We start from the raw sequence: 13664 nt of genomic DNA on the forward strand, positions 1-13664 counted from the left end.
TGAGGACGGAATGGTTCACGCGCGGCAACGGCCCCGAGGCTGAAGGAATCGGCAAATGTAAGCCGATGATTCGGGCATTATCTCCAGTTCTGAGGGCCTTGCAGGCAATCCGCGACCCTCAGGACCAAGTCTGTCCCCCGCTGTTGTTCATCGGCACCAGAGACTGGGCTTGTAGATCAGGTCCATCCACAGCGCCCACACGGCCACGCCCACCAGCATCAGGCCGGCCAGCCGCGTGCCCCATTCGGCACGCAGGCCGTTCAGGCGCTGGCGGCCCAGCCGCCACAGCCAGGGGCCGGCCACCAGCCACAGCCCGCTGCCCACGCCAAAGGCCGCCATGGCCGATGCGCCCTGCAAGGGGCCACCGCTGAGCGCGGCGACCAGCACGGCCGAATACAGCAGTCCGCAGGGCATGAGCGCCCAGGCATAGCCCGCCGCCAGCGTGCCGCCAGGGGCGGACACCCAGGGCTGCACGCGCCGCCAGGCGGCGCGGCCCGCAGACTCCAGCCAGGCGGGCTGGCGGGCCTGCACCATCATGGCCAGGCCCCAGGCCATCACGGCGACATGGGTCAGCGTCCAGAACGGCTGCAGCGCCGTGGTCTGGCTGGTGAGCCAGGACAGGCTTTCCATGGCCAGCGCCGAGGCAGCGCCCAGGCTGGCATAGCCGGCCAGCCGCCCGCTATGGAACAGCGCCGTGCGCAGCCACAGCCGGCTTTGCAGTCCATGGACGGCGACCACCTGCCCACCACCCTGTACCGTGCCCTGCCCCGCCCCGCCCGTGACCACGCCGCAGGGCGCGGCGCACATGGCAAGGCAATGGGGCCCGCCGACGAGCCCCATGATCAAAGCGGTCCAGAGCAGCGACAACAGCATGGGGCCTAGATGATCCTCGAAAACCGCGCCCGGTTCTTGTCGGCCTGCAGATATCGGTCAAACAGCATGGCCACGCCACGCACGAAGTACCAGCCCATGGGCGTGACCTGGAATCCCTCGTCGCTGATCTGCACCAGCCCCTTGGCCTGCAGGTCCTGAAGCGCCGCCAGCTCGGGGGCGAAGTACTCGCGAAAGCCCAGCAGCCAGGCCTGCTCCATGGGCTCGAACAGCACGGCGCCCTGGCACATGATGGCCATGATGACGGCGCGCCGCACCAGATCATCGCGCGACAGTGCCAGGCCGCGCACCACGGGCAGGTGGCCGGCGTCGATGGCGTCGTAGTACTCCTCCAGCGTCTTGGCGTTCTGGCTGTAGCTGGCCCCCACCTTGCCGATGGCCGACACGCCCAGCGCAATCAGGTCGCAGTCGGGCTGGGTGCTGTAGCCCTGGAAGTTGCGATGCAGCCGGCCCTGGCGCTTGGCCACGGCCAGCGCGTCCTCGGGCAAGGCGAAGTGGTCCATGCCCACGTAGACATAGCCGCCGTCCATGAAGGCCGCGATGGAGCGCGAGAGCATGGCCAGCTTGTCGGCGCCCTGGGGCAGGTCCCCGGCCGCGATGCGCCGCTGCGGCTTGAAGCGCTCGGGCAGGTGGGCATAGGCATAGAGCGCGATGCGGTCGGGCCGCAGCGCATTGACCTGGGCCAGCGTGCGCTCGAAGGACTCGGGCGTCTGCTTGGGCAGGCCGTAGATCAGGTCCACGTTGATGGAGGCAAAGCCCAGCTGCCGTGCGGCCGCCACCAGCGCGAACACCTGCTCGGCCGGCTGCACGCGGTGCACGGCGATCTGCACCTGTTCGTCGAAGTCCTGCACGCCGAAGCTCAGGCGGTTGAAGCCCAGCTCCTTGAGCACGGCCAGGCGTTCGACGCTGACGGTGCGCGGATCGACCTCGATGGAGTATTCGCCGCCCGGCTCCAGCTTGAAATGCTCGCGCAGCAGGGCCATCAGCGTGCGCAGCTCATCGTCCGAGAAGAAGGTGGGCGTGCCGCCGCCCAGGTGCAGCTGGCTGACGGCCTGGCCCTTGCCGCAATGGGCCGTGTGCAAGGCCATCTCGCGCGCCAGGTAGTCCAGGTAGACGGCAGCGCGATCGTGGTGGCGCGTCACGATCTTGTTGCAGGCGCAGTAGTAGCACAGCGACTCGCAGAACGGCACATGCACATACAGCGACAAAGGCATGGCCCGCGCTGCGGTACTCGATTTGCGGTGCTCAAGTGCCAGGATATAGTCTTCAGCACCGAAAGCCTCCACGAAACGATCGGCCGTGGGGAACGAGGTGTATCGGGGCCCCGGTACGTCGAAGCGACGCAGCAGCTCTGGGGTGACAGCGGTCATGGGTTTTTTCCTCTAATGTCGTCCACTGTGCCGCAGCCCATTGGTCGCGTCCTTGACTCATATCAAGAGTTGTTCGCGGCAGTGCTGCGACAATTTGATCCAACTCATCGCCATCCACGAGGTCACCGCCGGCGCACTGCTGCGCCGCTGATGTTTACTCCATGAACCTTCAGACCATCAAAGCATCCTGTTCCAATTGCAACCTGCGCGAGCTGTGCATGCCCATGGGCCTGGATGCCGAGCAGATGCAGCGCATCGACGACATCGTGGCCACGCGCCGCAAGGTCAAGCGCGGCGGCCTGCTGTTTCGCAACGGTGAGTCCTTCACCTCGCTGTACGCCATCCGCACGGGCTTCTTCAAGACCTGCGTGGCCACCGAGGACGGGCGCGACCAGGTCACGGGCTTTCAGATGGCCGGCGAGATCATCGGCCTGGATGGCATCGTCAACGACCACCACACCTGCGATGCGGTCGCGCTGGAAGACGCCGAGGTCTGCGTCATGCCCTTCGACAAGCTGGAGGACCTGTCGCGCGAGGTCACGGCCCTGCAAAACCATGTGCACAAGGTCATGAGCCGCGAGATCGTGCGCGAGCATGGCGTGATGCTGCTGCTGGGCAGCATGCGTGCCGAGGAGCGGCTGGCCGCCTTCGTGCTCAACCTGGTACAGCGCCTTCACGCCCGGGGCTTTTCCAAGTCGGAACTGGTGCTGCGCATGACACGCGAGGAAATCGGCAGCTACCTGGGCCTGAAGCTGGAGACGGTGAGCCGCACCTTCTCGAAGTTTGCCGAGGAAAACATCATCGAGGTGCGCCAGCGCCATCTGCGCATCCTGGACACGGACGCGCTCAAGCGCATCGTCAACAGCCAGCAGTGCCAGTGAGGCCGCAAGGCCCCGCCCCCCGGCAATGAACAGGGCCCGCGATCGCGGGCCTTGTTCATTGCCATTGCAGTGCACGCAGGTTCAATCGCGCCCCAGGCCCTGCATGGCCAGATTTGGGTCCGGCTCGGAGACCACGCCGTCGTTGAGATCGTGCGTGGAGCGTCCCAGCATGGTGGTCATGAGGCTGGACAGCATGGTCACGCCCCAGAAGGCGAAGAAGGCCAGCGTGTAGATTCCCTGCCGCGACCAGCCCAGGTCGCCGAGCCAGTGCAGCTCCAGCGGGTCCACGAAGGCGAATACCAGCATCTCCATCACGGCGGCGGCCAGAAAGGCCGGCCAGGCAATCCACATCCAGCGTTGGGCCAACATCAGCGATCTCCTTGAGCTGTCGAGGGGTGGCTTTCATTGTGCGCGCCGCCCTCGCACCGTGCCAAGCCCTGCGCACCCTGCACTGCCTGTAGGAAACCCTTGGCCCTCGCGCATGCTGGAGATGCCATCCACCATGCAAAAAGGCCGTGACTGCGGCCTTGTGCACGGCATTTTCCTGCGTTCAGCGGTCCGTGGGATGGTCCTGCGCGGGCGTGGCCGCGTGGTTGCGGCCGGTGACCGCGGGCGCCAGGCTCTTGGGCACTTCGCGCACGCCATCGGCACGCTCGTTGATGGTGATGCCATTGCGGTAATAGTCAGGATCGATCACGGGATCGGCGCCATTGATCGCAATGACGGCCGTGACCACGCCGGCCACCACGACGGCGGCCGGGCCGGCCACCACGAGCCAGACATGGGCGAACTTCCACCAGGGCTTGCCGGCGTCCGGATGCGAAGGGGCCGTGGCGGGCGCGGAGACTGCGGGACTGGAAGACATGGATAACCTCTTTCTTTCAAACAGCCGGCGCAGCCTGGGCGGCGCCGGCCAGACATATCACCGGGGCACCAGGAAGACGGCCTTTTCGGACGCGCGTCCCGCGCCTGAATGCACGGCATCGATATCGAAGAATACGGTGTGCGAGCCCGGCTCGGCGGAACCGTAGGGAATCTGCAGCCGCGCCGCAATGCCGCGCGTCTCGGCAGGGCCGACCTCGACCTCCTGCTCGGACGCCAACTCCAGCCCGTCGAGGCCATGGGCGCTGATGCGGTAGCGCTGGGCCTGCTCGGTGGCATTCATGATCTGCAGGCGGTAGACATTTTCCAGCTTGCCGCCCGCGACGATGCGCGACAGCGACGCCCGGTCGCGTATCACGTCGACCTTGACCGACTGGCGCAGCGCCAGGCTCACGATCATGGCCATGCTCAGGCCGATCAGCACGGCCGAGTAGACCAGTACGCGCGGACGGAAGATGCGGCGCAGCACCTGGGCCCGCCGCCACATGCCGGCCATGGCGTTCTGCGTGGTCAGCCGGATGAGGCCGCGCGGATACTCCATCTTGTCCATGATGGAATTGCAGGCGTCTATGCACAGACCGCAGCCTATGCATTCGTACTGCAGGCCGTTGCGGATGTCGATGCCCACGGGGCAGACCTGCACGCACATCTTGCAGTCGATGCAGTCGCCCAGGCCCTGGGCCTTGTAGTCCACCTTCTTGGTGCGCGGCGCGCGCGGCTCGCCCCGGCCCGTGTCGTAGCTGACGATCATGGTGTCGCGGTCGAACATGGCGCTCTGAAAGCGCGCATAGGGGCACATGTACTTGCAGACCTGCTCGCGCATGTAGCCGGCGTTGCCATAGGTGGCGAAGCCGTAGAACAGCACCCAGAAGACCTGCCAGCTGCCCTGCAGCGCCAGCAGCTCGCCGCCCAGCTCGCGGATGGGCACGAAGTAGCCCACGAAGGTGAAGCCGGTCCACAGGGCAATGGCAATCCACAGCAACTGCTTGAGCGACTTCTTCCAGAGCTTTTCAAAGGTCCAGCCGTTCTTGTCCAGGCGCATGCGCGCACTGCGGTCGCCCTCGACCTTGCGCTCCACCCACATGAAGATTTCGGTGTAGACCGTCTGCGGGCAGGAAAAGCCGCACCACAGGCGACCGGCCACGGCCGTGAACAGGAACAGCGCCAGCGCCGAAATGATCAGCAGGCCCGCCAGGTAGATGAAATCCTGCGGGTACAGCACCAGCCCGAACAGGTAAAAGCGCCGCGCACCCAGGTCGAACAGCACCATCTGGCGCTGCCCCCATTCCAGCCAGGGCAGGCCATAGAAAACCAGTTGGGTGAGAAATACCAGAGCCCATCGCCAGCGTGCGAAGACACCGCTGATGGAGCGCGGGTAGACCTTCTTCTCGGACTCGAACATCGACACCAGCTGGCCCGGGTCCGGGTCGGCAGGCGTGATCGGAATGACTTTGCGGGGAGGCTTCCCGGCATCATCCCCGTTCTCGGGCTTCATGGTGGGTTCCTTGGTTTTTTGGAATATCTGAAAACTCAAAAGGCAAAAAGGCGGCGCCGCAGCGCCGCCCCCTGTCCTTATTGACGGACTGCGCCGTCTTTGTGCGACATGCCCCAGACATAGGAGGCAAGCACCGCGATCTGCGCCTCGGTCAGCTTGTCCTTCTGGGCAGGCATCTCGTTGTGCTTGCCGTTGTTGATCATGGCCGTGATGGCGGCCTCGCCCCAGCCGTGCAGCCAGATGTCATCGGTCAGGTTGGGCGCGCCCAGGGCCTGGTTGCCCTTGCCGTCCATGCCATGGCAGGCGGCGCAGGCCGTGAACTTGGACTTGCCCAGCGAAGCCTTGAGCGAGTCGTGCGGGCTGCCCGACAGGCTCAGCACATAGTGCGAGAGGTTGCGCACATCATCGGGCGTGCCGACGGCAGCGGCCATGGGCGGCATGATGCCGATGCGGCCCGCCGTGATGGTTTCCCTGATCTTGTCGGGCGTGCCGCCATGCAGCCAGTCGCCATCGGTCAGGTTGGGGAAGCTCTTGCCGCCGCGTGCATCCGAGCCGTGGCACTGCGCGCAGTTGTTCATGAACAGGCGCTCGCCGATGGCCATGGCCTGGGGGTCCTTGGCCATGTCTTCGGTGCTCATGCTCGTGAACTTGGCGTACAGCGGCTCCAGGTCCGCGCGGGCCTTGGCCATCTCGTTTTCATAGGCGCCCAGCTGCGTCCAGCCCAGCTTGCCCGCGAACGAGCCCAGGCCCGGATAGGCCGCCAGGTAGGCGAAGCCGAACACCGAGGTGATGATGAACAGCCACATCCACCACTTGGGCATGGGGTTGTTCAGCTCGCGCAGGTCCTCGTCCCAGACGTGGCCCGTGGTGTTGTCGGCCGAGGGGACCACCTTCTTGCGTGCGGTGAGATACAGCAGCAGCAGGCAGCCGATGATGCCGCCCAGCGTGATCGCCGTGACATAGATCGACCAGAAGTTGTTTACGAAATCGCTCATGGGAAGTTCTCGTTCTGGTGGAGGGACTCAGTCTTGCTCGAACGGCAGCTGGGCGGCCTCTTCGAAACGGGCCTGGTTGCGGCGGGCGAACGCCCACCACCAGATACCGATGAAGCAGGCCAGAGAGGCCAGCGTGGCCACGATGCGCATGGTGGTGATGTCCATGTCGCTCTCCTTTACTTGACCGAACGGCCCAGCACCTGCAGGTAGGCGATGACGGCGTCCATTTCCGTCTTGCCCTTGACCTGCTCGGCGGCGCCGCTGATTTCCTCGTCGCTGTAGGGCACGCCCACCTTGCGCAGCGCGCTCATGTGCTGGGCGACCACGGTGTCATCCACCTTGTTCTTCTCCAGCCAGGAGTAGGCAGGCATGTTGGACTCGGGCACCACGTCGCGCGGGTTGTTCAGGTGGATGCGGTGCCATTCGTCGCTGTACTTGCCGCCCACGCGGTGCAGGTCGGGACCCGTGCGCTTGGAACCCCATTGGAAGGGGTGGTCGTAGACGAACTCGCCCGCCACCGAGTAGTGGCCGTAGCGCATGGTCTCGGCGCGGAAGGGGCGGATCATCTGCGAGTGGCAGTTGTAGCAGCCCTCGCGCAGATAGACGTCGCGGCCCATCAGCTGCAGCGGCGTGTAGGGCTTGAGGCCCGCCACCGCTTCCGTGGTCGACTTCTGGAAGAACAGCGGAACGATTTCCACCAGGCCGCCGACGGCGACCACCAGCAGGGTCAGCACGATCAGCAGGAAATTGTTGGTTTCCACCTTCTCGTGGGAAAAGCTCTTGGGAGCGCTATGGTTGTGATCGGACATGAGTAATGCTCCTAGACGCTCAGGCGTGGGCCACGACGGCAGGCACGGCCACCTTCACGGAACGGCCGGAGATCGCGGTCTTCCAGGTGTTCCACAGCATGACCAGCATGCCGCCCAGGTACAGCAGGCCACCGGCCACGCGGATCACGTAGAACGGATAGCTGGCCTTGACGCTTTCGACGAAGGTGTAGGTCAGCGTGCCATCGGGATTGACGGCGCGCCACATCAGGCCCTGCATCACACCGGCGATCCACATCGCGGCGATGTACAGCACGATGCCGATGGTGGCCATCCAGAAGTGCAGCTCGATGGCGCCCACCGAGTGCATCTTGGTCTTGCCGAACAGGCGCGGGATCAGGTAGTACAGCGAGCCCATGGTGATCAGGCCCACCCAGCCCAGGGCGCCCGAGTGAACGTGGCCCACGGTCCAGTCCGTGTAGTGCGACAGCGCGTTGACGGTCTTGATGGACATCATCGGACCCTCGAACGTGGACATGCCGTAGAACGACAGCGACACGATCAGGAAGCGCAGGATGGGGTCGTCGCGCAGCTTGTGCCATGCGCCCGACAGCGTCATCACGCCGTTGATCATGCCGCCCCAGCTGGGAGCCAGCAGGATCAGCGAGAACACCATGCCCACGGACTGCGTCCAGTCGGGCAGCGCGGTGTAGTGCAGGTGGTGAGGACCCGCCCACATGTAGGTGAAGATCAGCGCCCAGAAGTGGACGATGGACAGGCGGTAGCTGTAGACCGGACGGCCAGCCTGCTTGGGAATGAAGTAATACATCATGCCCAGGAAGCCTGCGGTCAGGAAGAAGCCCACGGCGTTATGGCCGTACCACCACTGCACCATGGCGTCCTGCACGCCGGCGTAGGCCGAGTAGCTCTTCATCCAGCCGGCCGGAATGGCCGCGCTGTTGACGATGTGCAGCAGCGCCACGGCGATGATGAAGGCGCCGAAGAACCAGTTGGCCACATAGATGTGACGGACCTTGCGGATGCCGATGGTTCCGAAGAACACGATGGCATACGAGACCCAGGTCACGGCGATCAGCAGGTCGATCGGCCACTCCAGCTCGGCGTACTCCTTGCCCTGGGTGTAGCCCAGCGGCAGGCTGATCGCGGCGGCGAGAATGACGATCTGCCAGCCCCAGAAGGTCAGGCTGGCCAGCTTGGGCATGAACAGCCGCGTCTGGCAGGTGCGCTGCACCACGTAGTAGCTGGTTGCGAACAGCGCCGATCCGCCAAAGGCAAAGATCACGGCGTTCGTGTGCAGCGGACGCAGGCGTCCGTAGCTCAGCCATGGAATGCCGAAGTTGAGTTCCGGCCAGGCCAGCTGCGAGGCGATCAACACCCCGACAGCCATGCCCACCACTCCCCAGACGACGGCCATGATAGAGAACTGCCTTACGACGGTATCGTCGTAATAGACAGCGTTGTTATTTGAACTATCCATCGTGCACCCCTTAGATTGCTATCAAAGTGTTACTTTCTTCGCTGTCGGGCGTGTTGACCCACGTCAATCGTCCCGAAGAATGCGTTCGCCCTCTTGTTCCACGCTCTCGAATTGCCCGCGATAGACGGCCCACCACAGGGCCGCGAGGATGGCGAGCACAAGCACCACCGACAGCGGGATCAGTAAATAGAGAATGTCCATAGTCAGAACCTCCCCACCGTTGCGGTGGAGCCCGTCGGCATGGTGACGGACGCTGCGGGCGCAGCAGGCGTGCCCGTGTGATTCGTCAAGGCCAGTGGAAGGCTGCGCGCAAGGCGCGCGGCGTTGAGCACCACCAGCAGCGAACTCAGTGCCATTCCCAGGCCGGCCACCCAGGCAGGCATGAAGCCCGCCAGGGCCAGTGGAATCGACACCGCGTTGTAAGCGGCAGCCCAGGCCATGTTCTGGCGCACCACCTGCAGTGTGCGGCGCGACAACAGACATGCCTGGAGCACCAGTTCCAGGCTGTCGCCCAGAACAACGAAATCTGCGCGCGATTGTGCCAGCGGCACTGCTCTACCAAAAGCAAAAGAGACATGCGCTCCAGCTAAAACTGGGCCGTCGTTGAGGCCGTCGCCCACCATGGCCACATGGTGGCCGGCTGCCTGCGCCTGCTGCAGCCGCTCCAGCTTGTCCTGCGGGCTGCAGCCGCCGTGGGCCTGGGTGATGCCCACGCGCGCCGCCATGGCGCGTGCGGCGTCCTCGCGGTCGCCGGACAGCAGCATCACGGCGATGCCCTGCTTCCCGAGCGCCTGCACGACGGCGGCGGCCTCGGGCCGCACGTCCTCGCTGAGTACAAAGCGCGCCAGCGTATGCCAGCCCTGTTCGGTCTGCTCGGCCAGCAACACGCCCTGCACGGGCTGCTCGCCCGCCACGCCCGCATGCAGGGCCGATCCCAGGCGCAGATGGCGGCGTCCGCCCGGGCCCTGCACCCAGGCGTCCAGGCCCAGGCCTGCCACTTCCTGCATGGTGTCCAGCTTCCAGTGCGTCGCGGCATGGGCGCCAGCCTGCGCGATGGCGCGCGAGGCCGGGTGCATGGACTGGCGCGCCAGCAGCGCCGCCAGCGCCAGCACCTCGTCGGCATCCTCGCCGCGCGCAGGCTCGAACGAGGACAGCGCCAGGCCGTCGCGTGTGAGCGTGCCGGTCTTGTCGAACACCAGGGTGTCCACGGCGGCCAGCGCTTCCAGGCCCTGCAGGTTGCGCACCAGCACGCCGCTGCGCGCCAGCGTGCCGGCGGCCGTGAGCATGGCCACGGGCGTGGCCAGCGACAGCGCGCAGGGGCAGGTGACGATGAGCACGGCCACGGCCACCATCATGGCCTTGCCGGGATCGGTGGGCCACCACCAGATGGCAGCGCCCAGCGCGGCCAGCAGCACCACGACCAGGAAGGGCCGCGCCACCTTGTCGGCCAGCTGGGCCAGGCGCGGCTTTTGCAGCGAGGCGCTTTCCATCAGACCCACGATCTGGGCGAAGCGCGTGTCGGCCCCCACGCCGTCCACGCGCACATCGACCACGGCGTCCAGGTTGTAGCTGCCGGCCGTGACGCTGTCGCCCTCGGCACGCAGCACGGGCGTGGACTCGCCCGTGAGCAGGGCCTCGTCGGCATGGGTGCGGCCGCGCACGATGGTGCCGTCGGCCGGGAAGGCCTCGCCGCTGAGCACGCGCACCAGGTCGCCGGCACGCAGGCGGCGCGTGGCCACGCGCTCGAAATGGCCGGCTGCGTTCTCGCGCAGCACGGCATCGGGCAGGCGGTTCATCACGGCTTCCAGCGCACCGGCCGTGCGGTCGCGCAGCCGCAGCTCCAGCCAGCGGCCGGACAGCAGGAAGAAGACGAACATGGTCAGCGAGTCGTAGAAGACTTCCTCGCCGAAGGGCCCCGAAGGATCGAAGGTGCCCAGCGAGCTGATCACGAAGGTGATCAGCATGCCCAGCGCCACGGGCAGGTCCATGCTCACGCGGCGCTGGCGTATGTCGCGCAGCGCGCTGGAGAAAAAGGGGCCGCAGCAAAACAGCACCACGGGCAGCGAGATGACCCAGGAGGCCCAGCGCAGCAGCGTCTCCATCTCCTGCGACAGGTCGCCGGGGCGGGCCACGTAGGCGGGCCACGCATACATCATCACCTGCATCATGCAAAAGCCGGCCACCAGCCAGCGCCACAGCGCACGGCGGCTCTCGGCCTGGCGGCGCTCGCGCGCAAAGGCATCGCGCGCAGGAAGCGCCTGGTAGCCGGCGCGCCGCACGGCCTCCATCCACTGGGATGGAAGCACCTGCTCGTGGCGCCAGGTGACTCGCGCGCGGCGCGTGGCTGCGCTGACTTCGGCCTTCTCCACCCCGGGCACGGCCCGCAGCGCATCCTCGATGGTCAGCGCGCATGCGGCACAGTGCATGCCCTCCAGAACGACGTGCGAATCCCAGGCAGGGAAATCGGTGGGTTCTTTGGAAGGGTCGGCGGGAGTTGCGGGGCCTGCGGGCCGTCCGAACGAACTCCACTCCTGCGGATCATCCAGCAGTCGGGCCGTGGCCTGCTGCGAGGGCGAGAGACCTGAATCAGGCGCCGCCACCGCCGCCTCGCTGGATGGGGCTGCAATGGTGTGGGGCATGGTTCTTAGCGTAATCGGGGGGCATGATAAGCGTATTGACATTAATCAACCGTTAACTCATGGTTGGGTCTATGCTGACTTCGTCCCACCCATCAGCACACACGAAAGGAGCACGCATGTACAACCGCATCCTGATCGCCACCGACGGTTCCGAGCTTTCCGACAAGGCCGTGGACAGCGGCCTGGGCCTTGCCGCCTTGTGCGGCGCCAGCGTGATCGTCGTCAAGGTGGTCCAGCACTACCCGCGCAGCTACTTCGAAGGCGGCGAAACCGTGGATCTCAAGCAGATCGAACGCATCGAAGGCCAGTGGACGGCCAACGCGCAGACCGTGCTGGATGCCATCCACGCCAAGGGCCAGGCGCTCAAGGTCCACGTGACCACGGAGATCGTCAAGTCCGACCTGGTGGCCGAAAGCGTGATCGACGTGGCCAAGCGCCGCGACTGCGACCTCATCGTCATGGCCTCGCACGGCCGCAAGGGCCTGCAGCGCCTGCTGCTGGGCAGCGAGACGCAGCACGTGCTCACGCACACCCACATTCCCGTGCTGGTACTGCGCTGAAGGGTAGCGGCAGCTTCGGCTTTCGCTGCACAAAAAAAGGCATCGGCGGCGCCGATGCCTTTTGCTTTTTCAATCAGGCCAGGGCGCGACCCGCGCCTTGGCGACCACTCAGGCGAACAACTGCTTGTGCTGGTCGCGCAGGAGATTCTTCTGCACCTTGCCCATGGTGTTGCGCGGCAGCTCCTGCACCACGAAGCAGCGCTTGGGAATCTTGAAATTGGCCAGCTGGCCCTTGAGCGCATCGACCACCGCCTGGGGCTCGAGCGAAGCGCCAGGACGCGGCACCACCACCACCACGCCCACCTCGCCGAAGTCGGGGTGCGGCACGCCGACCAGGGCGCTTTCGGCCACGCCGGGCAGCTCGTTGATGAAGCCTTCGATCTCGGCCGGATAGACGTTGTAGCCGCCCGAGATGATCAGGTCCTTGCTGCGGCCCACGATGCTCACATAGCCCCGCTCGTCGAGCTTGCCCACGTCGCCCGTGCGGAACCAGCCATCGGCCGTGAACTCCTCGGCCGTCTTCTCGGGCATGCGCCAGTAGCCCTTGAACACGTTGGGGCCGCGCACCTGGATGTTGCCGATCTCGCTCACGGCCACCGGCTGGCCTGCGTCGTCCACGATGCGCACGCCCACGCCGGGCAGCGCAAAGCCCACGGTGCCGGCGCGGCGCTCGGACTGGCCGCCGTTGCGGTCATCGGCACGGTAGGGGTTGGAGGTCAGCATGATGGTCTCGCTCATGCCGTAGCGCTCCAGGATGACGTGGCCGGTGCGCTCCTGCCAGTCGCGGTGCGTCTCCACCAGCATGGGTGCCGAGCCCGAGATGAACAGCCGCATGTGGGCCGCCGCCTCGCGCGTGAGCCGCGCATCGGCCAGCATGCGCACGTAGAGCGTGGGCACGCCCATGAAGACGGTGGCGTCACGCATGCGCGAGATCACCGTGCCGGGTTCGAACCTGGCCAGCCAGATCATGGGACTGCCGTTGAGCAGCGCACCATGGATGGCCACGAACAGGCCGTGCACATGGAAGATGGGCAGCGCGTGGATGAGCACGTCGCCGTCCTGCCAGCCCCAGTAGTCCTTGAGGGTTTCGGCGTTGGACAGCATGTTGCCGTGCGTGAGCATCGCCCCCTTGCTGCGGCCCGTGGTGCCGCTGGTGTAGAGGATGGCGGCCAGATCGTCCTCGCCGCGCTCCACCACCTCATGCTCGTCGCCATGGTGGGCGGCGCGCTCCAGCAGCGTGCCGCTGCGGTCGTCGCCCAGGGTGTAGACATGGGCCACGCCCGAGGTGAAGGCGATCTTGGACACCCAGCCGAAATTGGCCGGCGTGCAGACCACGACGGCGGGCTCGGCATTGCCCACGAAGTACTCGATCTCGGCGGCCTGGTAGGCGGTGTTCAGCGGCAGAAAGACATGGCCGCTGCGCAGCGTGGCCAGGTAGAGCATCAGCGCTTCCACCGATTTGTCCACCTGCACGGCGATGCGGCTGGCGGGCGGCAGCTGCAGTGACTGCAGCAGGTTGGCCATGCGCGCGCTGCCACGGTCCAGGTCGGCCCAGCTGTAGAACAGGCTGGCGCCGTCAGCGCCTATGGCCTCTACGGCCCATTTTTGCAGATCCTGGGGAAAGGCGGCGCGCAAGGCAGCGAACAGATTGCGGTTGGTCATGGCTGTGAAGAAGAAGGAAGAATC

General features: G+C 65.8%; 14 protein-coding genes. 2 read left to right on the plus strand and 12 right to left on the minus strand.

Translation table 11 applies throughout. The features are described 5' to 3' along the window. Positions 1–147: 147 nt before the first annotated feature. Together ACF8ML_RS07995 and hemN are read right to left on the minus strand one after the other, a co-directional pair. Positions 148–873 (minus strand): sulfite exporter TauE/SafE family protein, encoded by a 726-nt coding sequence (locus ACF8ML_RS07995; protein WP_016445207.1) that lies wholly within the window; start codon positions 871–873, stop codon positions 148–150. 5 nt (positions 874–878) lie between these two features. Further along, positions 879–2261 (minus strand): oxygen-independent coproporphyrinogen III oxidase, encoded by a 1383-nt coding sequence (gene hemN / locus ACF8ML_RS08000; protein WP_392406899.1) that lies wholly within the window; start codon positions 2259–2261, stop codon positions 879–881. Between the two features lie 161 nt (positions 2262–2422). Between hemN and fnr the strand changes: the two genes are divergently transcribed. Continuing rightward, the gene (gene fnr, locus ACF8ML_RS08005; RefSeq protein WP_016445205.1) at positions 2423–3142 is read left to right on the plus strand and encodes a fumarate/nitrate reduction transcriptional regulator Fnr; all 720 of its coding nucleotides are present in this window, start codon (positions 2423–2425) and stop codon (positions 3140–3142) included. Between the two features lie 81 nt (positions 3143–3223). Here fnr and ACF8ML_RS08010 read toward each other — a convergent pair whose 3' ends face one another. The 9 genes from ACF8ML_RS08010 to ACF8ML_RS08050 form a co-directional block, all read right to left on the minus strand. After that, entirely contained in the window at positions 3224–3511 is a 288-nt protein-coding gene (locus tag ACF8ML_RS08010; RefSeq protein WP_016445204.1) for a hypothetical protein, read from the minus strand. A 181-nt stretch (positions 3512–3692) separates the two neighbouring features. After that, positions 3693–4007, minus strand: coding sequence for a FixH family protein (locus ACF8ML_RS08015; RefSeq protein WP_016445203.1), 315 nt, complete (start codon positions 4005–4007; stop codon positions 3693–3695). 57 nt (positions 4008–4064) lie between these two features. After that, positions 4065–5519 carry a cytochrome c oxidase accessory protein CcoG gene (gene ccoG, locus ACF8ML_RS08020; RefSeq protein ID WP_046239793.1) on the minus strand — a complete coding sequence of 485 codons (1455 nt, stop codon included), beginning with the start codon at positions 5517–5519 and terminating at the stop codon, positions 4065–4067. Between the two features lie 77 nt (positions 5520–5596). Continuing rightward, entirely contained in the window at positions 5597–6514 is a 918-nt protein-coding gene (gene ccoP / locus ACF8ML_RS08025) for a cytochrome-c oxidase, cbb3-type subunit III (protein WP_016445201.1), read from the minus strand. A 27-nt stretch (positions 6515–6541) separates the two neighbouring features. Continuing rightward, positions 6542–6679, minus strand: a complete 138-nt coding sequence (locus tag ACF8ML_RS08030) for a cbb3-type cytochrome c oxidase subunit 3 (RefSeq protein WP_016445200.1) — start codon at positions 6677–6679, stop codon at positions 6542–6544. An 11-nt stretch (positions 6680–6690) separates the two neighbouring features. After that, a complete protein-coding gene (gene ccoO / locus ACF8ML_RS08035) occupies positions 6691–7323 on the minus strand; it encodes a cytochrome-c oxidase, cbb3-type subunit II (protein WP_016445199.1) in 633 nt (210 codons plus the stop codon). 19 nt (positions 7324–7342) lie between these two features. Further along, entirely contained in the window at positions 7343–8779 is a 1437-nt protein-coding gene (ccoN, locus tag ACF8ML_RS08040) for a cytochrome-c oxidase, cbb3-type subunit I (protein ID WP_016445198.1), read from the minus strand. 63 nt (positions 8780–8842) lie between these two features. Continuing rightward, complete coding sequence (gene ccoS / locus ACF8ML_RS08045; protein WP_013803228.1) at positions 8843–8980, minus strand: cbb3-type cytochrome oxidase assembly protein CcoS; 138 nt, start codon at positions 8978–8980, stop codon at positions 8843–8845. A gap of 2 nt (positions 8981–8982) precedes the next feature. Continuing rightward, positions 8983–11418: a cation-translocating P-type ATPase gene (locus ACF8ML_RS08050; protein ID WP_047327124.1), complete on the minus strand. Its 2436-nt coding sequence runs from the start codon at positions 11416–11418 to the stop codon at positions 8983–8985. A gap of 116 nt (positions 11419–11534) precedes the next feature. Between ACF8ML_RS08050 and ACF8ML_RS08055 the strand changes: the two genes are divergently transcribed. Then, positions 11535–11978: a universal stress protein gene (locus ACF8ML_RS08055; RefSeq protein ID WP_016445196.1), complete on the plus strand. Its 444-nt coding sequence runs from the start codon at positions 11535–11537 to the stop codon at positions 11976–11978. Between the two features lie 108 nt (positions 11979–12086). Here the strand turns inward: ACF8ML_RS08055 and ACF8ML_RS08060 are convergent, their stop codons facing one another. After that, positions 12087–13640, minus strand: a complete 1554-nt coding sequence (locus tag ACF8ML_RS08060) for a malonyl-CoA synthase (RefSeq protein ID WP_392406903.1) — start codon at positions 13638–13640, stop codon at positions 12087–12089. Positions 13641–13664: the final 24 nt, after the last annotated feature.

The sequence above is a fragment of the Delftia sp. WSY_10 genome, assembly GCF_043104705.1.
In the GTDB taxonomy this organism is placed as follows: Bacteria; Pseudomonadota; Gammaproteobacteria; order Burkholderiales; family Burkholderiaceae_C; genus Comamonas; species Comamonas tsuruhatensis.

Bases quoted from the DNA above. Each gene is read 5' to 3' on its own strand.
- ACF8ML_RS08060 (WP_392406903.1), bottom strand. From the start codon at position 13,640: ATGACCAACCGCAATCTGTTCGCTGCCTTGCGCGCCGCCTTTCCCCAG.
- ACF8ML_RS08015 (WP_016445203.1), bottom strand. From the start codon at position 4,007: ATGTCTTCCAGTCCCGCAGTCTCCGCGCCCGCCACGGCCCCTTCGCAT.
- ACF8ML_RS08010 (WP_016445204.1), bottom strand. From the start codon at position 3,511: ATGTTGGCCCAACGCTGGATGTGGATTGCCTGGCCGGCCTTTCTGGCC.
- fnr (WP_016445205.1), top strand. From the start codon at position 2,423: ATGAACCTTCAGACCATCAAAGCATCCTGTTCCAATTGCAACCTGCGC.
- ccoG (WP_046239793.1), bottom strand. From the start codon at position 5,519: ATGAAGCCCGAGAACGGGGATGATGCCGGGAAGCCTCCCCGCAAAGTC.
- ACF8ML_RS08030 (WP_016445200.1), bottom strand. From the start codon at position 6,679: ATGGACATCACCACCATGCGCATCGTGGCCACGCTGGCCTCTCTGGCC.
- ACF8ML_RS08050 (WP_047327124.1), bottom strand. From the start codon at position 11,418: ATGCCCCACACCATTGCAGCCCCATCCAGCGAGGCGGCGGTGGCGGCG.
- ACF8ML_RS08055 (WP_016445196.1), top strand. From the start codon at position 11,535: ATGTACAACCGCATCCTGATCGCCACCGACGGTTCCGAGCTTTCCGAC.
- ACF8ML_RS07995 (WP_016445207.1), bottom strand. From the start codon at position 873: ATGCTGTTGTCGCTGCTCTGGACCGCTTTGATCATGGGGCTCGTCGGC.
- hemN (WP_392406899.1), bottom strand. From the start codon at position 2,261: ATGACCGCTGTCACCCCAGAGCTGCTGCGTCGCTTCGACGTACCGGGG.
- ccoO (WP_016445199.1), bottom strand. From the start codon at position 7,323: ATGTCCGATCACAACCATAGCGCTCCCAAGAGCTTTTCCCACGAGAAG.
- ccoN (WP_016445198.1), bottom strand. From the start codon at position 8,779: ATGGATAGTTCAAATAACAACGCTGTCTATTACGACGATACCGTCGTA.
- ccoS (WP_013803228.1), bottom strand. From the start codon at position 8,980: ATGGACATTCTCTATTTACTGATCCCGCTGTCGGTGGTGCTTGTGCTC.
- ccoP (WP_016445201.1), bottom strand. From the start codon at position 6,514: ATGAGCGATTTCGTAAACAACTTCTGGTCGATCTATGTCACGGCGATC.